The following is a 25,267-nucleotide window of genomic DNA, read 5'->3' as shown; positions in this document are numbered from 1 at the left end:
TGGCGTAAACATCAGCCGCGAAGGGCACTACCGTGAGCACGTCGCACCCCCCGGCCCCGGCCGCACCGGACCGACCAGCGGGCCGGTCCCGCAGAGCACCACGCAGCGCCCGGTCCGGCCACGGGTCCTACGGCTACCTGTTCTTCGCGCCGTTCCTGGTCGTCTTCGTGATCGGGATCGCGGCACCGCTCGCCTACGCCGCCTACCTCAGCCTGTTCCAGGACCGGCTGGTCGGCGGCAACGTCTTCGTCGGCCTCGACAACTACGTCCGCGCCTTCGGCGACGACCTGTTCCGGGCCGGCCTGTGGCGGGTCACCCTGTTCCTGCTGGTCCAGGTGCCCGTCATGCTGACCCTGGCCCTGCTGGCCGCCCTGGCCATCGACAGCGGGCGGCTGCGCTGGCCGGCCCTGTTCCGGGTCGGGATCTTCGTCCCGTACGCCGTCCCCGCCGTGGTGGCCTCGCTGATGTGGGGCTACCTGTACGGGGACCGGTTCGGCCTGGTCGGCCAGATCGGCGACGCGCTGCACACCGAGGTCCCGGACCTGCTCGGCGGCTCCTGGATGCTCGCCTCCATCGGCAACGTGGTGACCTGGGAGTACGTCGGCTACAACATGCTCATCCTGTACGCGGCGCTGCGCACCGTGCCGCACGAGCTCTACGAGGCCGCCGAGATGGACGGGGCGGGAGAGTTCCGCAAGGCCTGGAGCATCAAACTCCCTGCGCTGAGGCCCGCGTTGGCGCTGGCCACGGTCTTCTCGATCATCGGGACCTTCCAGCTCTTCAACGAGCCCAACGTGCTCCAGTCGCTGGCCCCCGACGTGATCTCCACCAGCTACACGCCCAACATGTACGCCTTCAACCTGGCCTTCAACGGCCAGCAGTTCAACTACTCGGCAGCCGTCGCCGTGGTCCTGGGCGGGGTGACCGTGGTGGTCGCCTACGCCGTGCAGGCCCGGTCGATGCGGAAGGAACAGAGCCTGTGAGCGCCAACACGACCGTCCGCCGCCGCGGTCGCGGACACCGGCCGAGCACCGCGCTCACCCTGGCCATGGGCCTGATGCTGGTCTACGCCCTGCTGCCGCTGGTCTGGCTGCTGATGTCCGCCACCAAGGACTCCGGCTCACTGGCCGGAAGCTTCGGCCTCTGGTTCGGCAGGGGCTTCCACCTCTTCGACAACATCGGCGAGGTGCTCACCCACGACGACGGCATCTACCTGCGCTGGTTCGCCAACACCCTGCTGTACGCGGTGGTCGGCGCGGGCGGGGCGGCCTTCATCTCCACCGCGGCCGGCTACGCCCTGGCCAAGTACCGCTTCCGCGGGCGGAACCTGCTGGCCGCCGTGGTGCTCGGCGCCGTCGCCATTCCCGGCACCGCACTGGCCGTGCCCACCTACCTGCTGTTCAGCAAGGCGGGCATCGTCGACACCCCGTGGGCGGTCCTGCTGCCCTCGCTGGTCAGCCCGTTCGGGGTGTACCTGATGCGGGTCTACGCGATCGGCGCGGTGCCGGACTCGATGCTGGAGGCCGCCCGCATCGACGGCTCCGGCGAGGTCCGCACCTTCTTCACCATCTCGCTGCGGCTGCTCGCCCCCGGCTTCGTCACGGTGCTGCTGTTCTCCCTGGTCGCGACCTGGAACAACTACTTCCTGCCGCTGATCGTGCTCAGCGACCCGCAGTGGTTCCCGCTGACCGTCGGGCTCAACCAGTGGAACGCGCTCGCCACCGGCGCGGCCGGCAGCGGCGCCACCACCACCGGCTTCTACCCCCTCGTCATCACCGGCAGCGTGCTGGCCGTCGTCCCGCTCGTCGTCGCCTTCCTCTTCCTCCAGCGCTTCTGGCAGTCCGGCCTCTCCGCCGGGAGCGTCAAGGAGTGACCACCCGTCAGCCCCCCTCCCCCCGTCCAGGCTCCCCCGCGATCCGGCAAGGAAGTCACGCCATGACCCGTACCACCCCCTCCCGCCGCAGACTGCTCGCCCTCGTCCCGGCCGCCGCGCTCGTCCTCGGCCTCACCGCCTGCGGCTCCTCCGGCGGTTCCGACGGCGGCGGCTCCGACCCGGCCAAGGCGCTGGACACCCCGACCACGCTGACCTTCTGGACCTGGGCGCCCAACCTCGACAAGACGGTCGCGCTGTTCGAGCAGAAGTACCCCAAGATCAAGATCAACCTGGTCAACGCGGGCCAGTCGGCGACCGAGTACACCAAGCTGCAGACCGCCATCAAGGCCGGCAGCGGCGGTCCGGACGTGGCCCAGATCGAGTACTTCGCGCTGCCCGAGTTCGCGATGTCCAAGCGGCTGGTCGACCTCAAGGAGTACGGCGCGGCCGGTCTGGAGTCCAAGTTCACCCCGTCCGCCTGGTCGCAGGTCGCGATCCACGACGGCGTCTACGCCGTCCCCCAGGACACCGGCCCGATGGCGATGTTCTACAACAAGAAGCTGCTCGACCAGCTCGGCATCGAACCGCCGAAGACCTGGGCCGAGTTCGAGGCGGCCGCGGTCAGGATCAAGGCCTCCGACCCCAAGCGCTTCATCGCCTCGATCGACCCGAGCGACGCGGGCGGCCTGGACAGCCTGCTCTGGCAGGCCGGCGGCCGGCCGTTCCAGCAGAAGGACGCCACCTCCGTCTCGGTGAACCTCCAGGACCCGGGCGCCAGGAAGGTCTCCGAGCTGTGGACCTCCCTGGTCGGCCGCAAGCTGGTGGACCCCGCGCCGGGCTGGACCAACGAGTGGTGGCAGTCCATGAACACCGGGCAGTACGCCATGTGGATCACCGGCGCCTGGGCACCCGGCAACATCGCCTCCACCATCCCCGACACCGCCAAGGACTGGCGGGCCGCGCCGGTCCCGCAGTGGACCGCCGGGGACGCCGTCTCCGCCGAGAACGGCGGCTCCGCCGTCGCGGTGCCCAGCACCAGCAAGAACAAGGCCGCCGCCGCGGCCTTCGCGATCTGGCTGAACTCCGACCCCGAGGCCACCCGCTCGCTCAACCGCAACGGCCTCTTCCCCGCCACCACCGAGCTGCTGAACGACCCGGCCTTCCTCGACCAGCCGCTGGACTCGCTCGGCGGCCAGAAGGCCAACCAGGTCTTCGCCGACTCCTCCTCCAAGGTCGGCAAGGGCTGGCAGTACCTGCCCTACCAGGTCTACGCCAACTCGGTCTTCAAGGACACCGTCGGCCAGACCTTCGGCACCGGCATCGACGCCGGCCTGGGCGCCTGGCAGAAGCGCATCGTCGAGTACGGCACCCAGCAGGGCTTCAAGGTCACCACGCCCTGACCACCCGTCAGACCGGTGCGGGCGGGGCCACCGCCCACCCGCACCGGCCCGCTCACCCCTCCCCCCAGGAGCCCCAGCCCCATGCCCGTCCTGCAGATCACCGACGAGGGTTTCCGCCTCGACGACCAGCCCTTCCGGATCATCTCCGGCGGCCTGCACTACTTCCGCGTCCACCCGGAGCACTGGGCCGACCGCCTGCGCAAGGCCCGGCTGATGGGCCTCAACACGGTCGAGACCTACGTCCCGTGGAACCTCCACCAGCCCGCCCCCGGAGAACTCCGCACCGACGGCGGCCTGGACCTGTCGGCCTTCCTCGACCTGGCCGCCGCCGAAGGGCTGCACGTCCTGCTGCGCCCCGGCCCGTACATCTGCGCGGAGTGGGAGGGCGGCGGTCTGCCGTCCTGGCTGCTCTCCGACCCCGGCATCCTGCTGCGCAGTCAGGACCCGCGCTACCTGGCCGCGGTGGACGACTACTTCGAGCGCCTGCTCCCCCCGCTCCGCCGCCACCTCGCCACCCACGGCGGCCCGGTGATCGCGGTCCAGGTGGAGAACGAGTTCGGCGCGTACGACGACGACACCGCCCACCTCGCCCACCTGGCCCGGCTGCTGCGCCGGTGCGGCGTAGACGTCCCGCTGTTCACCTGCGACCAGCCCGCCGACCTGGCCCGGGGCTCACTGCCCGGGATACTGGCCACCGCCAACTTCGGCAGCCGCGCCGAACAGGGCCTGGCTGCGCTGCGCGCCCACCAGCCGCGCGGGCCGCTGATGTGCACGGAGTTCTGGATCGGCTGGTTCGACCGCTGGGGCGGCCGCCACGTGGTGCGCGAACCCGCCCAGGCCGCACAGGAGTTGGACGCGCTGCTGGCCACCGGGGCCTCCGTCAACCTCTACATGTTCCACGGCGGCACCAGCTTCGGCTTCACCAACGGCGCCAACGACAAGCACACCTACCGGCCCACCGTCGGCTCCTACGACTACGACGCCCCGCTGGACGAGGCGGGCGACCCGACCGAGAAGTACCACCTGTTCCGCCAGGTCATCGCCAAGTACGCCCCCGTCCCGGCCGAACCGGCGCCCGAGCCCGGGCCCAGGACCGCCGCCGGCCCCGTCCGGCTGGGCGAGAGCGCCCCGCTCTTCGCCAACCTGCCCTTCCTCGGCGCCCCCGTGCTCACCGAACGCCCGCTCACCATGGAGCGGTTGGGCCAGGACTTCGGCTACGTCCTCTACCGGACCACGCTGCCGGCCGAGGGCGCGGTGCTGCTGGAGGTGGACGCGGTCCACGACCGGGCCCAGTTCTTCGTCGACGGCCAGCCGGTCGGCGTGCTGGCGCGCGAGGACCACGAGCGGGCCGTCGCCTTCGCCGTGCCCCGGCCCGGCGCGCTGCTGAGCGTCCTGGTGGAGAACCAGGGCCGGGTCAACTACGGCACCGGCCTGCACGACCGCAAGGGCCTGCTCGGCCGGGTCCTGCTGAACGGCACCGAACTCACCGGCTGGAGCAGCCTGCCGCTGCCCCTCACCGACCTCGGCGGGCTGGCCTTCACCGAGACCGTCACCGCACCGGTCGGCCCCACCTTCCACCGCGGCGTCCTCCATCTCGACACGGTGGCCGACACCTTCGTCCACCTCCCCGGCTGGACCAAGGGGAACGTCTGGGTCAACGGCTTCCACCTCGGCCGGCACTGGTCCCGCGGACCGCAGCGCTCGCTCTACCTGCCCGGCCCGGTGCTGCGCGAAGGGGCCAACGAGATCGTGGTGCTGGAGCTGCACGCGGCCCACCGGGGCCTCGCCGTGGAGCTGCGCGAGACCCCGGACCTGGGCCCGACGGAGGAGTAGGGACCGACCCCGTCCGGCCACGCGTTGCCGGTCCCGGCCGGGGCGGGATAAATGGGAGACATGAGCTCGGAACCGGGAGGGCAGCGCAGGCGGTCCGGCCGCCACCCCGGTGCGCCCCGCGGCGCGGGCCCGTCCCGCAGCTTCGCGCGCGAGGTCTTCCTGCTCCAACTGCTGCTGGTCACCCTGCTGGTGGTCGCCGCCCTGGTGGCGGTGGTGGTGCAGACCCGGCGCGACACCATGGCCGACGCCCGCCACCGCACCACCGCCGCCGCCCAGTCCTTCGCGCACGCCCCCGGCCTGCTCCAGGCACTGGCCGCCCCGGACCCGACCGCCGTGCTCCAACCGCTGGCCGAGGCCGCGCGCAAGGACGCCGGGGTCGACGCGCTGATCGTCTACAAGCTGGACGGGATCACCCTCACCCACAGCGACCCGGCCCAGCTCGGCCGCCACGTCATCGGCCCCTACGCCGAGGCCGCCGAGGGCCGGGCCTTCACCAGGACCTTCCACGGCGCACTCGGCCTCTCGGTGGTCTCCGCCGCCCCGGTGAAGGACCGGACCGGCCAGGTGGTGGCCATCGTCTCCGCCCCGCTCACCGTCGAGTCGGTGCAGAACGCGGTCAACCGCCAGCTGCCCGTCTTCCTGGCCAGCGCCGCCGTGGCGGTCGGCCTGGCGGCCGGCGGCGCCGCCCTGGTGAGCCGCCGGCTCCGGCGGCAGACCCACGGCCTGGGCCCGGCCGAGATGACCCGGATGTACGAGCACCACGACGCCGTCCTGCACGCGGTGCGCGAGGGCGTCCTGATCACCGGCGGGGACGGCCGCCTGCTGCTCGCCAACGACGAGGCCCGCCGACTGCTGGCCCTGCCCGAGGACGCCGAGGGCCGGGAGGTCGCCGAGCTCGGTCTCGAACCCGGGACGGTGGAGCTGCTCACCTCCGACCGCGCCGCCGACGACGAGGTGCACCCGGCGGGCGACCGCCTGCTGGCCCTGAACAAGCGCTCCACCACCCCCTTCGGCGGCCCCCGCACCAGTGTGGTGACCCTGCGCGACACCACCGAGCTGCGCGCCCTCTCCGGCCGCGCCGAGCTGGCCCGCGCCCGGCTGCGGCTGCTGTACGACGCCGGCATGCGGATCGGCTCCTCGTTGGACGTGGTGCGCACCGCCCGCGAGCTCGCCGAGGTCGCCGTCCCCGGCTTCGCCGACGTGGTCACCGTCGAGCTGCGCGACCCGGTGCTGCGCGGCGAGGAGCCGGACGGCGCCGGCCCCGAGCTGCGCCGCAGCGCGGTGGCCGGGCTGGCCGAGGACCATCCGCTCTACCCGGTCGGCCGCCTGATCCACTTCGTCCCCGGCACCCCCATGGCCGACAGCGTCCACAGCGGCCGCTCGGTGGTCGAGCCGGACCTCGCCGCCTCGCCGGGCTGGCGCTCGCAGGACCCGGAGCGGGCCCAGCGGATCCTGGACTCCGGCATCCACTCCCTGATGGTGGTCCCGCTCCGGGCCCGCGGCGTGGTGCTCGGCCTGGTGAACTTCTGGCGCTCCGGCGACTCCGCGCCCTTCGACACCGAGGACGTCTCCTTCGCGGAGGAGGTGGCCGGCCGGGCGGCCGTCTGCATCGACAACGCCCGCCGCTACACCCGCGAGCACGCCATGGCGGTGACCCTCCAGCGCAGCCTGATGCCCCGGGCACTGCCGCCGCAGGAGGCGCTGGAGCTGGCCCACCACTACCTCCCCGCCCGGGCCGGCGTCGGCGGCGACTGGTTCGACGTGATCCCACTGCCCGGCGCCCGGATCGCCCTGGTGGTGGGCGACGTGGTCGGCCACGGCCTGCACGCCGCCGCGACCATGGGACGGCTGCGGATCGCCGTCCACAACTTCTCCGCCCTGGACCTCCCGCCCGACGAACTCCTCGGCCACCTGGACGAGTTGGTGGCCAGACTGGACGTCCAGGACGAGGACACCGAGGACGACGCCCCGGCCATCACCGGCGCCACCTGCCTCTACGTCGTCTACGACTCGGTGTCCGGCACGGTCACCGCCGCCACCGCCGGCCACCTCCCGGCCGCGGTGGTGCTGCCGGACGGCACGGCCTCCCTCCTGCAGCCGCCGGTCTCCCCGCCGCTCGGCCTGGGCGCCGGCCTGCCGGTCGAGACCACCGAGCTGACCCTGCCCGAGGGGTCCCGGCTGGTGCTGTTCACCGACGGCCTGCTGGCCGGCCGGCACCGTGACCTGGACACCGCGCTGGCCTCCCTCCTGACGACGGTCGCCGGCCCCGGCCGGACACCCGAGCAGATCCGCGCCGCGCTGACCGAGTCCCTGCCGGTCCGCCCCGACGACGACATCGCCCTGCTGGTCGCCGGGACCCACCTGCTCGACCCGGACCTGGTCGCGGTCTGGGACGTCGAGCCCGATCCGGCCGCGGTCGGCCCCGTCCGCCGGGCCTGCGCCCGGAAGCTGGAGGAGTGGGGCCTGGACCACCTCGCCTTCGGCGCCGAGCTCATCCTCAGCGAGCTGATCACCAACTCGGTCCGCTACGGGAAACCCCCGATCCGGGTGCGGCTGCTGAAGACCCGGACCCTGATCTGCGAGGTCTCCGACGGCAGCAGCACCGCCCCGCACATCCGCCGCGCCAAGGAGAGCGACGAGGGCGGCCGCGGCCTGTTCCTGGTCGCCCAGTACGCCCAGCACTGGGGCACCCGCTACTCGGTCCGGGGCAAGACCATCTGGGCCTCGCAGTCGCTCGAGGCCGGGGCCGGGGAGGAGGAGGCGTTCGCCGACTTCCTCGGCGGTGACTGGGACGACCTGGAGCTCTGACGGCGTTCCGGCGCCCTGACCCACCGTCAGCCCGGCGGTGCGCCCCCACCCGGGACGGGTAGGCTGGAGGACCACCGGTGCCGTCGTCAGGGGGACGTCCGACGGCCGGTGCGTGCGGGCCGGCTTCCTTCACCCCCGGAGGCGTCGTGGTCAGATCCCCGCGGAGCCGCGTCACCGCGTTCTCCGCCTCGCTCGTCCTGCTGGTCACCGTCCTGGCCGGCTGCGGCGCCGGTGACGACACGCCCGTCACGCCGTCCACGGCCGTCACCGCCGCCGAGCTCGGCGGGATGGACGCCCTGGTCCGGGCGGCCCAGCGGGAGGGGCGGCTGAACACCACCACGCTGCTGCGCCACTGGGCGAACTACGGCGGCCTGATCGACGGCTTCGGCAAGAAGTACGGGATCGAGGTGGTGGTCGACAACCCCTTCGGCTCCAGCCAGCAGGAGATCGACGACATCAAGCGGCTGAAGGGCCGCCCGGAGGCCCCGGACGTGCTCGACCTCGGCGACTCCTTCGCGCAGTCGGCGGCCGAGCAGGGCCTGCTGGCCCCGTACCGGACCGTCGGCTTCGACCGCATCCCGCAGGCCCAGAAGGACCCGAGGGCGCGCTGGTACAACAGCTACGGCGGCTACGTCTCGATCGGCTGCGACGCCAAGCGCGTCGCGCACTGCCCGGTCTCCTTCCTCGACCTGCTCAAGCCCGAGTACTGGGGCATGGTCGCGCTCAACGGCAACCCCACCACGGCCGGCTCGGCCTTCGCGGGCGTCTACGCGGCGGCGCTGGCCAGTGGCGGCTCGTTCGACGACATCCAGCCGGGCATCGACTTCTTCTCCCGGCTGGACGACGTCGGCAACTACAACCGGGGCAACCCCAACCCGGACGCCATCGTGCGCGGCGAGACGCCGATCAGCATCGAGTGGGACTTCCTCAACCTGGTGCACACCGACGAGCTGCGGGCCCGGGGCGTGGACTGGCGGGTGTCCATCCCGTTCGACGGCAGCTTCTCGCAGTACTACGCCCAGGCGGTCAACAAGGACGCGCCGCACCCGGCGGCGGCCCGGCTCTGGGAGGAGTACCTGGCGAGCCCGGAGGGGCAGAACCTCCGGCTGGCGGGGTACGCACGGCCGGTGCTGATGGCGGAGATGGAGCAGGACGGCTCCCTCGACACCGCCCTGGCCGGGCGGCTGCCGACGGTGGAGGGCACTCCGGCCTTCCCGACCTCGCAGCAGCTGGCGGCGGCCCAGCGCACCGTCCAGCAGAACTGGTCAGCGGCCGTACCCGAATGATTCGCCGGTGTTTCCGGGGTATTGACAGGGCCGGACAGGGCTTACAGACTCTCCTCACCACACCGTGTTAACGCGGACACGACGAAGACCCGTCGGAGCGCCCGCACGGTACCCGGCGAGTCGGCCCATCGCCCCGCCCCCCTCGCGTGACAGCAGTGCCCACCCCCACGGCGCCCCCTCCCCGCCGAACCGCGCGCCCGTCACGCCCCGAAGCGAACAGCAAGAGGTACCCACCCATGTCCTTCAGAGCCAGAGGCATCCCCACCGTGTCCGCCGTCCTCACGGCCCTCCTCCTCTCCCTGCTGGGCGGTGTCGGCACCGCCAGGGCCGCGACCGTGACCGTCACCAACGGCACGCAGTTCGCCGACACCGCCGGGAATCCGGTGCACGCCCACGGTGGCGGGGTGGTGAAGGTGGGCCAGTTCTACTACTGGTTCGGTGAGGACCGGAACGCCGACAACACCTTCCGCTACGTCTCGGCCTACCGCTCGGCGGACCTGAAGACCTGGGAGTTCCGCAACCACGTCCTCACCCAGGCCACCGACCCCGAGCTGGCCTCGGCCAACATCGAACGACCCAAGGTGATGTACAACGCCGCCACCGGCAAGTTCGTGATGTGGATGCACAAGGAGAACAGCCAGGACTACGGCGAGGCCCGCGCCGCCGTCGCCGTCTCCGACACCGTCGACGGCGACTACACCTGGCGCGGCAGCTTCCGCCCCTTCGGCGAGATGTCCCGGGACATCACCACCTTCGTCGACGACGACGGCACCGGGTACATGATCTCGGCGGCCAACGAGAACGCCGACCTGCACGTCTACCGCCTCACCCCCGACTACACCTCGGTCGACGCCCAGGTGCAGAAGCTCTGGCCGGGCAACTGGCGCGAGGCCCCCGCCATGTTCAAGCGCAACGGCGTGTACTTCCTGCTCACCTCCGGCGCCACCGGCTGGGCCCCCAACCAGCAGAAGTACGCCACCGCCACCAGCATCACCGGCTCCTGGAGCGGCCTGAAGGACATCGGCGACTCCACCACCTACCGCACCCAGACCGCCTACGTCCTCCCCGTCCAGGGCACCAACGGCACCGGCTACCTCTACATGGGCGACCGCTGGGGCAACTCCATGGGCGCCATGGTGAACGACTCCCAGTACGTCTGGCTGCCGCTGAAGTTCCCCACCAAGACCACCATGACCATGGACTACTCGCCCCAGCTCACCGTCGACACCGCCACCGGCAGCGTGCGCGGCATGAACGTGATCTGGGAGACCCTGACGGCCCGTCACAGCGGCCGGTGCGCCAACGTCGCCAACTTCGACACCCGTGACGCCGCCCAGCTGGTGCAGTGGGGCTGCAGCCCGGAGATCAACGAGCAGTTCTGGTTCAAGAAGAACGGCACCGGCTACGTCCAGATCATGGCCCGGCACAGCGGCAAGTGCCTGGACGTGGCCGGAGCCTCCACCGCCGACGGCGCGCTCGTCGTGCAGAACCCCTGCGACGGCCGGCCCTCCCAGCAGTGGAAGCTCCGGGCCACCGACAGCGCCGCCCACGTCCAGCTCGCCGCCCGGCACAGCGGCAAGTGCCTGGACGTGACCAACCAGGCGACCACCGACGGCGCCCCGCTGGAGCAGTGGACCTGCGGCACCGGCACCAACCAGCACTGGAAGCGCACCACGGTCTGAGGCCCCACGACCGGGCGGGGGGCGGGGGGGCCCCCCCCCCCCCCGGGCCCCCCCCGGGGGGGGGGGGCCGGCGGGGGCGGGGGGGGGGGGCGCGCGGCCCCCCCCCCCCCCCCCCACACCCCCCCCCCCCCCCCCCCCGGGGCCCCCCCCCCCCGCCGGGGGGCCCCGCCCCCCCCCCCCCCCCCCCCCCCCCCCCGCCGTTCTGGACGAGGTACTGGAGGCCGGCGAGTGCGACTTCAGCCGGGCCGCGGCCCGGCTGCCGCTCACGGTGATCTGCGACGTGCGAGGCCCCGGTCGAGACCGCCTTCCGGGCGGCGCGTGACCTGAGCGGCCGTCAGGTCCCGGCCCGGGACGTGCTCGACAGCCGGCTCCTGGTCCGGCGCGGTGGACCTGCTCACCACGTAGCGTCAGAGCGCGCCGCTCCGGCCGGGGTCGAGGGAGGGGTGGCGGGCCGCGGCGTAGCCCGCGCCGCGGCCGGTCGCGTGGGCGGTGACCAGTCCGCCGCGGACCTGGATCGCGATCTCGGTGAGGTCGAGGTCGGCGTCGGGGTCGGCGTCGTCGGCCGGGAGGTGGTCGAGGGCGGCCGGGACCGCGCCGGTGGCGTCGAACACGACGCGGGCCCGCGGCAGCCGGTCGGCCGGGAACACCCGGCGCAGGCAGCCGACGAGGTCCACGATCCGGAGCCGGGCCAGGCGGCCGGTCTCGGCGGGGTCGCCGGTGACGACGACGATCGTCACCCGGTCGTCCGGCCCGGCCGAGCGCACCGCGTCCTCGGCCGCGGACAGGCGCCCCGCACCCAGCACGACGACCACCCCGTCGTCGCCGAGGTCGACCGGACGGCCGGTGATCTCGTCGTGCAGACCGCCCGGCGGGGCCCACGGGGCCTCGGCCGGGCGGGCCGGAGCGACGTAGGGCAGGTGCGGCGGCTCCGGGTCGTCGCCGAGGGCGAGGCCGGCGAGGTGCTCGGCGGCGCGCGCCAGGTCGAAGGGGTCGCCGGCGCCGGGGGCGTTCTCCGCGACGGCGGCCGCACCGTGGAGCAGGGTCAGGGCCAGCCCGGCGCGCCGCACCGTCCCGGCGGGTGCGGCGGGACGCGGTTCGAGTGCCAGGGCGAGCAGCAGCGCCTCGAAGCGGACGAGTTCCGCGAGCGCGGCCCGCGCCGGCTCGGCGCCCAGCACGCCGGAGAGCGAGCGCACCTGCAGGTGGCCGCTGCCGGGGGTGTCGCCGAGGAAGGGCAGCCGTTCGAGCCAGACCCGGGCGAAGGAGCTGAGCCCCTGCCCGACGGAGGCGGGCGGCTCCGCCGGGGGTTCGGCGGCGTCCCGGGCCCGTTCGGCGTCGTCGACCAGCACCGCGAGGTAGAGCGCGCGCTTGCCGGTGAAGTTGGAGTAGACCGCCCCCCTGGTCAGCTCGGCCCGCTCGGCGATCCGGTCGATCTTGGCCTCGACGTAACCGAACTCGGCGAACTCCCGCCAGGCCGCGACCAGCACCGCCGCACGGGTCCGCTCCTGCTGCTGCGCGCGGGTCAGTCTCGCCATCGTGTCCCCTTCCGGCTCCTGGCGTGTCATGATACAACCGGCATTCGGATGATGAAGACATTCGGATGGCGCCAACATGCGAGTTGGCCGTGGAGGACAACGGACCCGAGGTCGACGGACCGAGGGAACGACGACGCCCACCGCCCGCCCCTTCCCCGCGAGGAGCACCCGATGACCCGGTCCGCAGCCCACGCTCCGGACGCCGCCCTGCTGGTCCTGCACGCCCTGCGCTGCGCCGGCTCCGTCAGCGTCGCCCGGCTCGGCGCGATCACGGGGCTCGACGAGTCCGACGCCGAGTTCGAGCTCATCGACCTCGGGGCCGGTGGTCTGGTCAGCCGCCTGTCCGGCGGCATGCCGGTGTGGAGCCTCACCGACGCCGGGCGCGCGGCGGACGCCGAGCGGATCGCCGGCGAGCTGGACTCGGCCCGGGCCCGCGAGCGCGTGACGGCGGCGTACGAGCGGTTCATGGTCCTCAACCCCGAGCTGCTCGACCTCTGCACGGCCTGGCAGCTCCGTCCCGTCGACGGCGTCATGAGCGTCAACGAGCACGACGATCCCGGCTACGACTCCCGGGTGCTCGCCCGGTTCGCCGACCTGGACCGGCGGGCCGCCCCGGTCTGCGCCGAACTCTCCGCGGCCCTGCCCCGGTTCGGCCGCTACCCGGTCCGCCTCGCCGACGCCCTCGGACGCGCCGCCGCAGGCGAGTTGGCGTACGTGGCCGACGACACCGCGTCGTACCACGTCGTCTGGGCGGAGCTGCACGAGGACCTGCTGGCGACGCTCGGGTTGGAGCGATGGTGACGAGGTGGATCCACCCGATCTCCGCCCGGACCGAGGGGACGGCCGGGACCCTGGGCGGCAAGGCGCTCGGCCTGGTCACCCTGCACCGCCTCGGCCTGCCGGTGCCGGCCGGGTTCGTCATCACCACGGAGGCCTGCCGCGCCTTCCTGCGGGACGGGCGCTTCCCCGAGGGGCTCGCCGAGGAGCTCACGGCGGCCGTGGCCGCTCTCGAACGCTCCACCGGGCGGGTCTTCGGCGGACCGGACAGGCCACTGGCGGTCTCCGTCCGCTCCGGGGCCGGGGTGTCCATGCCCGGCATGATGAACACCGTCCTCAACCTCGGCCTCACGACCGGGGCCACCCAGGGGCTGGCCGCCGAGACCGGTGACCGGGCGTTCGCCCTGGACGCGCGGCAGAGCTTCCTGACCGGCTTCGCCTCCGCGACCGCGGACGCGGACGCCCCGGCCCGGCCCGTCCCGGACGACGCCGGCCGGCAGCTGACCCGGGCGGTCGAAGCCGTCTTCTCCTCCTGGGAATCCCAACGCGCGCGCACCTACCGCGAGTTGAACGGCATCCCGGACGACCTGGGCACGGCCGTGATCGTCCAGCGGATGGTCTTCGGCAACCGCGACGGCAGCAGCGGCAGCGGAGTCGCGTTCAGCCGCGACCCCAACACCGGCGAGGACGTCCCGTTCGGCGACGTGCTGTTCGGACGCCAGGGCGAGGAGGTCGTCTCCGGGAGGGCGACGACCCGGCCCCTGCGCGAACTCGCCGAACGGGAGCCGGAGGTGTGGCGCGGACTGCTCGACGCCCTGCGCCGGATCGAGGGGCACTACCGCGACGCCTGCTACGTCGAATTCACCTTCCAGTCCGGCGAGTTGTGGCTCCTGCAGGTCCGGCCCGGCCGGTTCACGGGAGGCGCCGCGGTCCGCGTCGCCACCGAACTCGTCGACCAGCGGCTCATCGGACGGGACGAGGCACTGCTCCGGATCTCGCCGGTCCACCTCCGGCAGGTCCGCACACCGCGCATCGCCTCCGCCGAGGAGGCCGACCTGCTCGCCCGGGGGATCGGCGCCTGCCCCGGTGTCGCCACCGGCAGGATCGCGACCACGTCGGACGGCGCGGTGCGGATGGCCCGGACCGGCCCGGTCGTCCTGGTGCGCCCGGAGACCTCGCCGAGCGACCTGCACGGCCTCGCCGCCGCCACCGGGATCGTCACCGCGCGCGGCGGGCCCGCCAGCCACGCCGCGGTCGTCGCGCGCTCCCTGGGGAAGCCCGCCGTGGTGGGCGTGGCCGGCCTCACCGTCGCCGACGGCTCCGTGACGGCCGGCGGCCGCACCCTCCCGGAGGGCACGCTCGTCACCATCGACGGCACCGGCGGCGAGGTGGTCCTCGGCAGCCCGCGCACCGTCACCGACGCCGCCGCCGGACACCTCCACCGCCTGCTCGCCTGGGCCGACGACGCCTCGGGCGACCACTCCGCCCGCGACGAGGCCGAGCGCCTCGCCGCGGCCCACGCGGCCCTGCGCGACCGCTGACACCCCCTCACCGCACCGACAGGAGACCCACCATGGCGACTCGGCACGTCTACCTCGTACGGCACGGGGCGGCCGACCCCTTCGGCACCCTGACCGGGATCGGGGAGCGGCAGTCGGAGCTGCTCGGGAAGCGGCTGGCCCACCTTCCGGTCGACACGGTCTGGCACTCGCCGCTGCCCCGGGCGGTGCACTGCGCGCGGATCGTGGGCAGCTGCCTGCCGGACACCGTCGTGCGCGAGGCGCCGGAGCTGGTCGATCACATCCCGCACGTCCCGGCCGACGTACCACCGCCGTGGGCGGCGTTCTTCGACGGCTACGGCGCCGAGGAGGCCGCGGAGGCGACCCGCGCCGCCGACGCGCTGACCGCCCGGTTCGCGCGCCCCGCCGGGACCGAGACGCACGAGGTCCTGGTCACCCACGCCTACCAGGTGGCCTGGCTGGTCCGGGACGCCCTGGGCGCGCCGCCGGTGCGGTGGCTCGGGCTGAACTGCGGGAACGCGGCGCTCACCGCGATCGAGTACCGCGACGGCGACGCACCGACGGTCCTGCTGTACAACGACATGGGCCACCTCCCGGTCGAGCTGCGCTGGACGGGGTTCGGAGCCGGCACCCGCCCCTGAGGCGGCGCAGCCGGAGTGACGCCCGCAGGAACGCGGCGAGGTGGAAGAGGCGGGCCCCGGCTCCGGGGGCGGGGACGCCGGATCTCCCCTGCGCGGGGAGGCAAGGGTGCGGGCACCAGGTGACAAGGCACGGCGGCCGGGCCGCCCTAGCGTGACGGCATGCCGCGCCGCCGTGTGGTGCGGACGGATCGAAGCGAAGCGAGGAAGACCGCCATGCCGTACATCACCGTGGGCCATGAGAACACCACCGCCATCGAGCTCTACTACGAGGACCACGGCACCGGCCGGCCGGTCGTGCTGATCCACGGGTTCCCGCTGGACGGGCACTCGTGGGAGCTGCAGAGCGCGGCGCTGCTGGAGGCCGGCCACCGGGTCATCACGTACGACCGCCGGGGCTTCGGGCAGTCGTCGCAGCCGACGACCGGGTACGACTACGACACCTTCGCGGCCGACCTGAACGTCGTGATGGAGACCCTGGACCTGCGCGACGCCGTGCTGGTGGGCTTCTCGATGGGGACGGGTGAGGTGGCCCGTTACGTCGCGCGGTACGGGTCGGCGCGGGTCGGGAAGGTCGCGTTCCTGGCGTCCCTGGAGCCGTGCCTGCTGCAGAGCGAGGACAACCCGGACGGGGTCGCGCCGAAGGAGTTCTTCGACGGGATCGTCGCCTCGGTGAAGGCCGACCGGTACGCCTACTACACCGCGTTCTTCCACGACTTCTACAACCTCGACGAGAACCTGGGCACCCGGATCAGCGAGGAGGCCGTCCGCAACAGCTGGAACACCGCGGCCGGCGGCGGCTCGTTCGCGGCCTCGGCCGCGCCGGCGACCTGGTACACCGACTTCCGGGCCGACATCCCGGCCGTCGACGTGCCCGCGCTGATCCTGCACGGCACGGCCGACCGCATCCTCCCCGCCGAGGGCACCGCGCGTCCGTTCCACAAGGCCCTCCCGTCGGCCGACTACGTCGAGATCGAGGGCGCGCCGCACGGTCTGCTGTGGACGCACGCGGCGGAGGTCAACGCCGCGCTCCTGTCCTTCCTGGCGAAGTGAGGTCCGGCCCGCGGCAGCGCGACGACCGGCTGCCGCGGGCCCGGCCGGCACCGGACAGGTCCAGGAACCAGCAGAACGGAAGCACCATGCAGTTCGGCATCTTCACCGTCGGGGACGTGACGCCCGACCCGACCGACGGCCGTGTCCCGACGGAGCACGAGCGGATCAAGGCGATGGTCGCCATCGCGCTCAAGGCCGAGGAGGTCGGCCTGGACGTCTTCGCGACCGGCGAGCACCACAATCCGCCGTTCGTGCCGTCGTCGCCGACGACCTTGCTGGGCCACATCGCCGCCCGCACCGAGAGGCTGATCCTCTCCACCTCCACGACGCTGATCACCACCAACGACCCGGTGAAGATCGCCGAGGACTACGCGATGCTCCAGCACCTGGCCGACGGCCGGGTCGACCTCATGCTGGGGCGCGGCAACACCGGGCCGGTCTACCCCTGGTTCGGGCAGGACATCCGCCAGGGGCTCGACCTCGCGCGGGAGAACTACGCGCTGCTGCGCCGGCTGTGGAGCGAGGAGGTGGTGGACTGGGAGGGCCGTTTCCGTACTCCCCTGCAGGGCTTCACCTCGACGCCCCGGCCGCTGGACGGGGTCGCGCCGTTCGTCTGGCACGGGTCGATCAGGTCGCCGGAGATCGCGGAGCAGGCCGCGTTCCACGGCGACGGGTTCTTCCACAACAACATCTTCTGGCCGGCCGACCACACCAGGCGCATGGTCCAGCTGTACCGGCGCCGGTACGCCCACCACGGGCACGGCCGTCCTGAGGACGCAATCGTGGGGCTCGGCGGCCAGGTGTTCATGCGGCGGAACTCGCAGGACGCGGTGCGGGAGTTCCGGCCGTACTTCGACAACGCGCCGGTGTACGGCCACGGCCCCTCGCTCGAGGAGTTCACCGAGCAGACCCCGCTGACCGTCGGCTCGCCGCAGCAGGTCATCGAACGGACCCTGTCCTTCCGGGAGAGCGTGGGCCACTACCAGCGCCAGCTCTTCCTGATGGACCACGCCGGGCTGCCCCTGAAGACCGTCCTGGAGCAGCTCGACCTGCTGGGCGAGGAGGTCGTGCCCGTGCTGCGCAGGGAGTTCGCGCTCGGACGCCCGGCCGACGTGCCGGACGCCCCGACGCACGCGGCCCGCGTCGCGGCCGCGGCGGATACGGCCGCGGCGGACGCGACCGGGGAGAAGGAGGTCACGGCGTGAGGCTGGTCGCCGTCTCCGCGGGGTTGAGCACCCCCTCCTCCACCCGCCTGCTCGCGGACCGGCTGACCGGGGCGGCCGAGGACGGACTCGCCGGCCGGGGACGTGCGGTGTCGACCGAGGTCATCGAACTGCGCGAGCTAGCGGGCGAGATCGCGCACCACTTCGTGACCGGCTTTCCGGCGCCGCGGCTGGCCGCCGCCGTCGAGGCGGTGACCGGGGCCGACGGGCTGATCGTCGTCACGCCGGTGTTCACGGCCTCCTACAGCGGGCTGTTCAAGTCCTTCTTCGACGTGATCGCGCCGGACTCCCTCACGGGGAAGCCGGTGCTGGTCGCGGCGACGGGCGGGACGCCGCGCCACTCCCTGGTCCTGGAGCACGCCCTGCGCCCCCTCTTCGCGTACCTGCGCGCCACGGTCGTCCCCACCGCCGTGTACGCGGCGACCTCCGACTGGGGCACCGCGGGGGACGAGTACTCCGACGGCCTGCCCGCCCGCATCCACCGGGCGGGCGGCGAGCTGGCCGCGCTCATGGCCGGCCGGCCCGACCGCGCCGAGGGCGAGGACGAGGACGAGGACGAGGACGAGATCACGGCCCTCGAACGGGGCCTCGCGGACCTGCGGTTCGACTGAGGGACCGTCAGGTCCGGTGCCCGGCCGGCGATCCGACGACCGGCCCCGAGAGCCCAACCGCACGGAGCAGCACCATGCCCTTCCTTCCGGTCCGTGACGAGGACTCAGGCGTCGTCAACCTCTACTACGAGGACCACGGCAGCGGGCGGCCGGTCGTGCTCGTGCACGGCTGGCCGCTCAACGGCGCGTCCTGGGAGTTGCAGGAGGCCGCCCTGCTGGCCGCCGGCCACCGCGTCGTCACCTACGACCGCCGCGGTTTCGGCGCCTCCGACAAGCCGTCCTCCGGCTACGACTACGACACCTTCGCGGCCGACCTGAACGTCGTGCTGGAGACCCTCGACCTGCGGGACGCGGTCCTGGTCGGCTTCTCCATGGGCAGCGGCGAGGTCACCCGCTACCTCGGCAGCTACGGCCCGGGGCGGGTCGCCAGGGCCGTCCTGCTCGGCGCGCTCCCGCCGTTCCCCCCGGAGGCGGGTGCCGTCCGCGCCGACCTCCCGGTCTTCGTCGCCGGCCACCTCGCCGACCTGTACGACGTGGACGTGCTCGGCGGTGGCGGCCCGGTGAGCGACCGGGTCGTCGCGTACAGCTGGAACGTCGGGGTCGCGGCCTCCGCGAGCGGGCCGGCGGTCGGCCGCACCGGCTCCGCCGGCCCCGGCGACCCCGGCGGCCTGGCCGACTTCCGTACGGACCTGCCGAGGATCCGCGTCCCCGTCCTGATCGTCCACGGCGACGCCGACCGTGCCCTGCCGCTGCGCTCGACCGCCGTTCCGGTCGCGGAGGCCATCGCGGGCTCCCGCCTGGTGGTGCTCGAAGGCGCGCCGCACGGGCTGATCTGGACGCACGCCGCCGAGGTCAACCGGGAGCTGCTCGCCTTCGCCGGCGAGTGAGAGACCGACCAACCCCCGCACGAAGAAAGCGAGTTCGCATGTCGAGCATGCCCGTCGCCGGGATCCGTCCCGGCCGACCGTCCGCCGAGGGCCCTCCCGGCCCGGCCGCCGACCTGGTGGTGCGCAACGCCAAGGTGTACACCGGCGATCCGCTGCGACCCCAGGCGAGCGCCGTGGCGGTCCGGGACGGCCTGATCACCGCCGTCGGCGACGACGCCGACGTCCTGCCGCAGGTCGGCCCGCACACCCGGGTGGTCGACGCCCTCGGCCGGCGGGCCGTTCCCGGTCTCAACGACTCGCACCTGCACGTCATCCGGGGCGGCCTCAACTACGTGCTGGAGCTGCGCTGGGACGGCGTGCCGACGCTGCGTCAAGCGCTGGCCATGCTGCGCGCCCAGGCCGAGCGCACCCCGCCGGGCCAGTGGGTCCGGGTGGTGGGCGGCTGGTCCGCCGACCAGTTCGCCGAGCGCCGGCTGCCCACCCTCGCCGAGCTCAACGCCGCCGCGCCCGACACCCCCGTGTTCGTGCTGCACCTGTACCAGTCGGCGCTGCTCAACCGGGCCGCACTGCGGGCCGCGGGCTTCACCCGGGACAGCGCCGACCCGGCCGGCGGGCAGATCGTGCGCGGTCACGACGGCCTGCCGACCGGCCTGCTGCTGGCCGCCCCGGGTGCCCTGCTGCTGTACTCCACGCTGGCCAAGGCCCCGACCCTGGACGAGGCCGACCGGGCCGCCTCCACCCGGCACTTCCTGCGGGAGCTCAACCGCTTCGGGCTCACTTCGGCGATCGACGCGGCGGGCGGCTTCCAGAGCTTCCCGGAGAACTACGGGACCGTCACCGAGCTGGCGCGGAACGGGGAGTTGACGCTCCGGATCGCCTACCACCTCTTCCCGCAGACCGCCGGACAGGAGCTGGACGACCTGCGGCGCTGGGTGGAGACCGTGAAGCCCGGCGACGGGGACGCGTGGCTGCGCCTGAACGGGGCCGGGGAGAACCTCACCTGGGCGGCCGCCGACTTCGAGAACTTCTCCGAGCCGCGGCCCGAACTCGGGCCGTACGAGGCCGGGTTCGAGCAGGCGGTGCGACTGCTGACGGAGAACGGCTGGGGCTTCCGGCTGCACGCGAGCTACGACGAGACGATCCGCCGCGACCTGCGGGTCTTCGAACGGCTGGCCGCCGAGGGCCTGTTCCCCGGCGGGAACCGCTGGCTGTTCGACCACGCCGAGACGGTCTCCCCCAGCAGCCTGGACCGGATCGCGGCGCTCGGCGGCGCCGTCTCGGTGCAGAACCGGATGTCCTTCCAGGGCGAGGCGTTCGTCGGCCGCTACGGCGCGGCTGCCGCCGCCGAGGCCCCGCCGGTGCGGGCCATGCTGGAGCGGGGGCTGACGGTGGCCGCCGGCACCGACGCCACCCGGGTCTCCTCCTACAACCCGTGGGTGGCACTGCACTGGCTGGTCTCCGGACGGTCCGTCGGCGGCCGCACCCTCCGCCCGGCCGCCAACCGGCTGAGCCGCGAGGAGGCGCTGGAGCTGTACACCCTCGGCGGTGCCCGGCTCACCGGCGAGGAGGAGGTCAAGGGCCGTCTGCGGGTGGGCAGTTACGCCGACCTCGCGGTGCTCAGCGCGGACTGGTTCACCGCCCCCGAGGCGGACCTCCCGCACATCGAGTCGGTGCTCACCGTCGTCGGCGGCCGCATCGTGCACGGCGCCCTGGAGCACGAGGGCCTCGCCCCCGAGCTGCCGGCCGTGACCCCGCCGTGGAGCCCGGTGGCCCGCTTCGGCGGCTACCGGGCCACCCCCGCGCCGAGCCTGTCCGGCGTCCGGCAGGCCGAGCGGCTCACCGAGGCGGCGGCCGACTCCGCCGACCAGCTCGCCTGGCGCGCGGCCCGTGGCCACCGGCTCCCCGGCCAGGGCGACGGGCAGGTGCTCGACGACCCCTGCTTCTTCTGAGCCGCCCGCTCACCGCTCCCCCGCTCCCCGCTCCCCGTTCCGCGTTCTGCGGAGCGGGGAGTTTTGCCGTCCCGGCGCAGTACGCGGGAGGAGGTGACGGCCGCCACGGCCTGGGTCGGCATGTCGCCGGTCACTTGACAGGAGCGGCGAGAGAGCGCTCTCAGCGAGGCTGGGGCACAGCAGCAGCAGTACCCGGCACAGCACGAGGAAGGGACTCCTGTGCCCACCACGTATTCCACCGCACCACTCCCGCCCGCCGAGCGGGCGGACTTCTGGCACAACGCGGTCACGCGGACGTTCATCCCCCTGGAGGTCAGACTCCTCGAACCGATCCCGAGCGCCGGCCTCCTCAGCAGCGACCGGTTCGGCCCCGTCCAGATCACCCGGGCGACGGCCGGGCCGCAGGTCGCCAGCCGCACCCGGCGGACGATCGCGGCGGGGGGCGAGGGGTGGGTCACCGTGACCCTGCACCACCGGGGCCGCGGCCGGCTCACCCAGGACGGGAAGGAGGCCGTGATCGGCCCCGGCGAGTTCACCGTCTGGGACTCCAGCCGCCCCTTCACCAAGGAGTTCCCCGATCACTTCGACTTCACGGCGTACCACCTGCCGCGCACCGCCCTGCACGTCCACGAGGACGACCTGCGCGGCGCCGTCGCCACCCCGTTCACCGCCGGGTCCGGCTCGGCCGGCCTGGTCAGCGCCTACCTGCGCAGGCTGGCGCGCGACGCCTCCAACCTCGACCCGTACGCGGGCGGGCGGCTCGCCGACACCGCCGTCGACCTGCTGGCCCTGCTGGTGCAGGAGCGGTCGGGCAGCCTGCGCCCGGCCGCGCCGGAGTCCGCCAGGGCGATGGTGGCGCGGATCAAGGACTACGTGATCCGGAACCTCGGTGACCCGGACCTCTCGCCCGAACGGATCGCGGCCGCCCACCACATGTCGGTGCGTTACCTGCACCGGCTCTTCCAGGACGAGGAGACCACGGTGGCCCGCTGGATCCAGCGCCGCCGGCTGGAGATGTGCGCGCGCGAGCTCGCCCGCCGCCCCGGGGCGGCGACGGTGTCCTCGGTCGCGCAGCGGTGGGGCTTCGTCAGCCCGGCGCACTTCAGCCGGGTCTTCCGCTCCGCCTACGGCGTGCCGCCGCGCGAGTGGCGCGGCGGCCGGGAGGGGATCGCGGAGGCGGCCTGATCCGGCCGGGCCGGGCCGGTGACCGACCCCGGTTTCTGACGGTCAGTCAGAAGTCACTGGCCCGCTCCTACGCTTCGGGGCGTAACGAGAGCGGGAGGTGGCCGTGCGGTCAGCAGCCAACGAGGTGCAGGAGCGGGACGTCGTCGAGGGGATCCTGGAGTCGGCCCGGACGGTGGGGGCGGCCCTGGCCGTCACGGGGGAGCCGGGCTGCGGGGTCAGCACCGTCCTGGGCCGGGCGGCCGCCGCCGCCCGGCGCCGGGGGTTCCTGGTGGTCGAGACCGCCGCGCTCGCCGCCGACGCGGACGTGCCGGGCGCGGTGGTGCGGGCGCTGCGCGACCGGCTGTTCCGGGCCCTGCGCCCGGCCTTCTCCCCCGCCCTCTTCGGCGCGGCGGCCGCGCAGCCCGTCACGGCCGCCGAGCTGTTCCGACTGATCGCCGGGAGCCCGCGCCCGGTCCTGGTCTGCGTCGACGACGCGCGGTTCCTCGACGAGCGGTCCCGGCGGTGCCTGGCCGACCTCGCGCGCGAACTGCCCGGCGCCGCCGCCGTGCTCCTGCTCGGCGGGCCGGCCCCGGACGGGGTGGCCGAGCTGGTGCTGCGCCCCCTGGACGACGACCGGGCCGACGCACTGCTCCGGGAGGCGGGTGTGGCGGACGACGCCCTGCGGCGGCGGATCGTCCGGGACGCCGGCGGCAACCCGCTCGCCCTGCGGGAACTGCCCGCGGCCTGGCGGGCGGCCGGGGCCCCGGCCGAGGAACCGCTGCGGCGCCTGCCGCCGCTGACGGAGCGTCTGGTCCGCTCGGCCGCCCCGGGTCTGGACGGGCTGCCGCCGGACACCGCGTGCGCCGTCCTGCTGGCCGCCGTCCAGCTCGGCGACCACCTCGCCGGGGTGCTGACCGCCGTCCGGGCACTGACCGGGCGCGCGGTCGGACCGGACGTCCTCGACCCGGCCGTCGCGCTCGGACTGCTGCGGCCCGCCGACGGCCGGGTCCGGTTCCGGTCCGGCCTCGCGCGCGCCGCCGTCCAGCAGCACGCGGGCACCCCCGCGCTGCTCGCCGCCCACGCCGCGCTCGCCCGGAGCGCCGGCGATCCGTACCTGTCGGCCTGGCACTCCGCGCAGGGCGCGGTCCATCCGGACGAGGAGGTGGCCGGGCCGTTGGAGGCCTCCGAGGCCGAGGCGCGGCGCCGCCGCGAGCCGGTCGAGGCGCTGCGCCGCCTGGAGCTCGCGGCCCGGCTCTCCCCCACCCCGGCGGACGGGGCCCGCCGACTGGTCCGGGCCGCGCGGACCGCCTTCGAGCTGGACCGGCCCGGCCTCGCCGAGCACCTGCTCCTCCGGGCCGAGCGGCTGGGCCCGGACCTGGAGCAGCGGATCCTCGCCGACAACCTGCGCACCCGGTTCACCGCCCGGCCCGAGCGCGCTGCCCGGAGCCTGAGCGAGCACTGCCGGCTGGTGTCCCGGCTGGTCCGGGCGGGCCGCCGCGAGGCCGCGCTGGACGTCCTGGCGGGCGCCACCGAGGCCGCCGCCTGGGCCGACCGCGACCCCCGGGCCCAGGAGGCGGTCACCGCCTGCCTCGCCGGACTCGCCGACCTCCGGGACGATCCGCGCTGGCTCTTCGCCCAGGCGGCGGTCGCACCGGGCGAGGCCCGGGAGCGGATCGCCGGGGCGGTCGCCGGTGCTCCGGCCGCGACGGCCGGCAGCGGTGCCCCGGCCGCTCCCGCCGACCCGGGTGACCCGGCCGTTCCCGCCGACGCGGAGGACCTCCGGCTGCTCGGCACCGCCGCCCTGACCGCCGGGGAGCCCGGCTGGGCCGGCGACCTGCTGGCCCGCTCGGCCCGGCTGCTGCGGGCCGACGGCCGCACCGGCCTGCTCGCCCAGGTCCAGGCCCAGCACGCGCAGGCCGCCGTGGTGGTCGGGGACTGGGACCTCGCCCACACCGTGAACGAGGAGGCCTTCGCCCTGGCCGAGGCCAGTGGCCAGCAGCTGTGGTCGATCCGGGCCCGGGCCACCCGTGCGGTGCTGCTCGCCTTCCGCGGGGACCTCGCCGGTTCGGCCGCCGACATCGCGGCCGTCGAACGGATCGCCGCCGGCCGCCAGGTGGGCGCGGTGCTGGCGACCCTGCGCCTGGCCCGCAGCGTCGCCCTCTTCGACTCGGACGACCCGGGCGGGGCCTACCAGACCCTGCGCCCGGTCTTCGAGCCCGGCTCGCCCTCGCACCACCTCACCTCGCAGCGCCGCACCCTCTGCTACCTCGCCGAGGCCGCCGTCCGCTCCGGCGACGCCGAGGACGCGCGACGACTGCTCGCCGGGTACGGCGACGGGGACGGGCTGCCGCTGTCCACCGCCGTCAACCTGGCGCAGGCCAGGGCACTGCTGGCCGAAGGCCCGGACGCCGAAGGGCTGTTCGAGCACGCACTGCGGATCACACCCCGCCAGTGGCCGTGGCCGCGCGCCCGGGTGGAGCTCGCCTACGGGATGTGGCTGCGGCGGGACCGGCGTCCGCGGCAGGCCCGGCCGCTGCTGCGCGAGGCCTGCCACACCTTCGAGGTCCTGGAGGCCGCCGCCTGGCGGGAGATCAGCGGCCGCGAGCTGCGCGCGACCGGGGTCGACCGGGGGCCGCAGGGCGGCGGGCTCACCGAGCTGCTGTCCGCCCAGGAGCTGACGATCGCTCAACTGGCCGCCTCGGGCATGACCAACCGGGAGATCGGCGAACGGCTCCTGCTCTCCCCGCGCACCGTGGGCTGGCACCTGCACCGGGTGTTCCCCAAGCTGAACGTCACCTCCCGCACCCACCTCGCCGCGCTGCTGGCCGCCGCCGCCTGACCCTCCGTCCGCCCACGCCCGCGCCCGTGAGCGTCCGTCAGCCCGGCCGCGCCACCGTGTCCGTCGTCACCTTTGGGTGACTTTGGTCCCGGCCCCACCGGCGGGTTACCTTGATCCGGTGAACGGGCAGGCGCGGACGGCAGTACGGTTCCGGGTTTTCGGGGGACTACGTGTCGAACGCGACGGCACCGC

At 74.2% G+C, this 25,267-nt stretch carries 18 protein-coding genes; 17 read left to right on the top strand and 1 reads right to left on the bottom strand.

Annotation, left to right across the window (positions count from 1 at the left end; translation table 11 throughout):
* The first annotated feature begins 32 nt into the window (after positions 1-32).
* The 7 genes from ACIA8O_RS13045 (at position 33) to ACIA8O_RS13015 (ending at position 10,882) form a co-directional block, all read left to right on the top strand.
* Positions 33-983 carry a carbohydrate ABC transporter permease gene (locus tag ACIA8O_RS13045; protein WP_396293764.1) on the top strand — a complete coding sequence of 317 codons (951 nt, stop codon included), beginning with the start codon at positions 33-35 and terminating at the stop codon, positions 981-983.
* A complete protein-coding gene (locus ACIA8O_RS13040) occupies positions 980-1,873 on the top strand; it encodes a carbohydrate ABC transporter permease (RefSeq protein ID WP_396293763.1) in 894 nt (297 codons plus the stop codon). Before ACIA8O_RS13045 ends, ACIA8O_RS13040 begins: the two co-directional genes overlap by 4 nt.
* 62 nt (positions 1,874-1,935) lie before the next feature.
* On the top strand, positions 1,936-3,273 hold the full coding sequence (locus ACIA8O_RS13035; RefSeq protein ID WP_396293762.1) for an ABC transporter substrate-binding protein: 1,338 nt from the start codon (positions 1,936-1,938) through the stop codon (positions 3,271-3,273).
* Positions 3,274-3,354: 81 nt separating this feature from the next.
* Positions 3,355-5,106: a beta-galactosidase family protein gene (locus ACIA8O_RS13030; protein ID WP_396293761.1), complete on the top strand. Its 1,752-nt coding sequence runs from the start codon at positions 3,355-3,357 to the stop codon at positions 5,104-5,106.
* Positions 5,107-5,166: 60 nt separating this feature from the next.
* Entirely contained in the window at positions 5,167-7,914 is a 2,748-nt protein-coding gene (locus ACIA8O_RS13025; RefSeq protein ID WP_396293760.1) for a SpoIIE family protein phosphatase, read from the top strand.
* A gap of 146 nt (positions 7,915-8,060) precedes the next feature.
* Positions 8,061-9,200 carry an ABC transporter substrate-binding protein gene (locus ACIA8O_RS13020; protein WP_396293759.1) on the top strand — a complete coding sequence of 380 codons (1,140 nt, stop codon included), beginning with the start codon at positions 8,061-8,063 and terminating at the stop codon, positions 9,198-9,200.
* A gap of 236 nt (positions 9,201-9,436) precedes the next feature.
* Entirely contained in the window at positions 9,437-10,882 is a 1,446-nt protein-coding gene (locus ACIA8O_RS13015) for an RICIN domain-containing protein (protein WP_396293758.1), read from the top strand.
* Positions 10,883-11,289: 407 nt separating this feature from the next.
* Here ACIA8O_RS13015 and ACIA8O_RS13010 read toward each other — a convergent pair whose 3' ends face one another.
* Entirely contained in the window at positions 11,290-12,414 is a 1,125-nt protein-coding gene (locus ACIA8O_RS13010) for a TetR family transcriptional regulator (protein WP_396293757.1), read from the bottom strand.
* 171 nt (positions 12,415-12,585) lie between these two features.
* On the opposite strand from ACIA8O_RS13010, the gene ACIA8O_RS13005 reads away from it, so the two are divergent.
* From ACIA8O_RS13005 to ACIA8O_RS12960, 10 genes are all read left to right on the top strand, one after another.
* Positions 12,586-13,215: a transcriptional regulator gene (locus ACIA8O_RS13005; RefSeq protein WP_396293756.1), complete on the top strand. Its 630-nt coding sequence runs from the start codon at positions 12,586-12,588 to the stop codon at positions 13,213-13,215.
* Complete coding sequence (locus ACIA8O_RS13000; protein WP_396293755.1) at positions 13,209-14,732, top strand: pyruvate, phosphate dikinase; 1,524 nt, start codon at positions 13,209-13,211, stop codon at positions 14,730-14,732. Before ACIA8O_RS13005 ends, ACIA8O_RS13000 begins: the two co-directional genes overlap by 7 nt.
* Positions 14,733-14,764: 32 nt before the next feature.
* A complete protein-coding gene (locus ACIA8O_RS12995; protein ID WP_396293754.1) occupies positions 14,765-15,352 on the top strand; it encodes a histidine phosphatase family protein in 588 nt (195 codons plus the stop codon).
* 213 nt (positions 15,353-15,565) lie between these two features.
* A complete protein-coding gene (locus ACIA8O_RS12990) occupies positions 15,566-16,402 on the top strand; it encodes an alpha/beta fold hydrolase (RefSeq protein ID WP_396293753.1) in 837 nt (278 codons plus the stop codon).
* 86 nt (positions 16,403-16,488) lie between these two features.
* The gene (locus ACIA8O_RS12985; protein ID WP_396293752.1) at positions 16,489-17,607 is read left to right on the top strand and encodes an LLM class flavin-dependent oxidoreductase; all 1,119 of its coding nucleotides are present in this window, start codon (positions 16,489-16,491) and stop codon (positions 17,605-17,607) included.
* Positions 17,604-18,236 carry an FMN reductase gene (locus tag ACIA8O_RS12980; RefSeq protein ID WP_396293750.1) on the top strand — a complete coding sequence of 211 codons (633 nt, stop codon included), beginning with the start codon at positions 17,604-17,606 and terminating at the stop codon, positions 18,234-18,236. Before ACIA8O_RS12985 ends, ACIA8O_RS12980 begins: the two co-directional genes overlap by 4 nt.
* Before the next feature lie 74 nt (positions 18,237-18,310).
* The gene (locus ACIA8O_RS12975; RefSeq protein WP_396293749.1) at positions 18,311-19,123 is read left to right on the top strand and encodes an alpha/beta fold hydrolase; all 813 of its coding nucleotides are present in this window, start codon (positions 18,311-18,313) and stop codon (positions 19,121-19,123) included.
* A gap of 38 nt (positions 19,124-19,161) precedes the next feature.
* Positions 19,162-21,072: an amidohydrolase gene (locus ACIA8O_RS12970; RefSeq protein ID WP_396293748.1), complete on the top strand. Its 1,911-nt coding sequence runs from the start codon at positions 19,162-19,164 to the stop codon at positions 21,070-21,072.
* Between the two features lie 219 nt (positions 21,073-21,291).
* Positions 21,292-22,257 (top strand): helix-turn-helix domain-containing protein, encoded by a 966-nt coding sequence (locus ACIA8O_RS12965; RefSeq protein ID WP_396293746.1) that lies wholly within the window; start codon positions 21,292-21,294, stop codon positions 22,255-22,257.
* A 103-nt stretch (positions 22,258-22,360) separates the two neighbouring features.
* Positions 22,361-25,075 carry a LuxR C-terminal-related transcriptional regulator gene (locus tag ACIA8O_RS12960; protein ID WP_396293745.1) on the top strand — a complete coding sequence of 905 codons (2,715 nt, stop codon included), beginning with the start codon at positions 22,361-22,363 and terminating at the stop codon, positions 25,073-25,075.
* Positions 25,076-25,267: the final 192 nt, after the last annotated feature.

Origin of the sequence: Kitasatospora sp. NPDC051853 (assembly GCF_044452665.1) — a bacterium.
Taxonomy (GTDB): domain Bacteria; phylum Actinomycetota; class Actinomycetes; order Streptomycetales; family Streptomycetaceae; genus Kitasatospora.
Note: the sequence above shows the minus strand (reverse complement) of the source record. Positions and strands in the feature narration are given on the sequence as shown.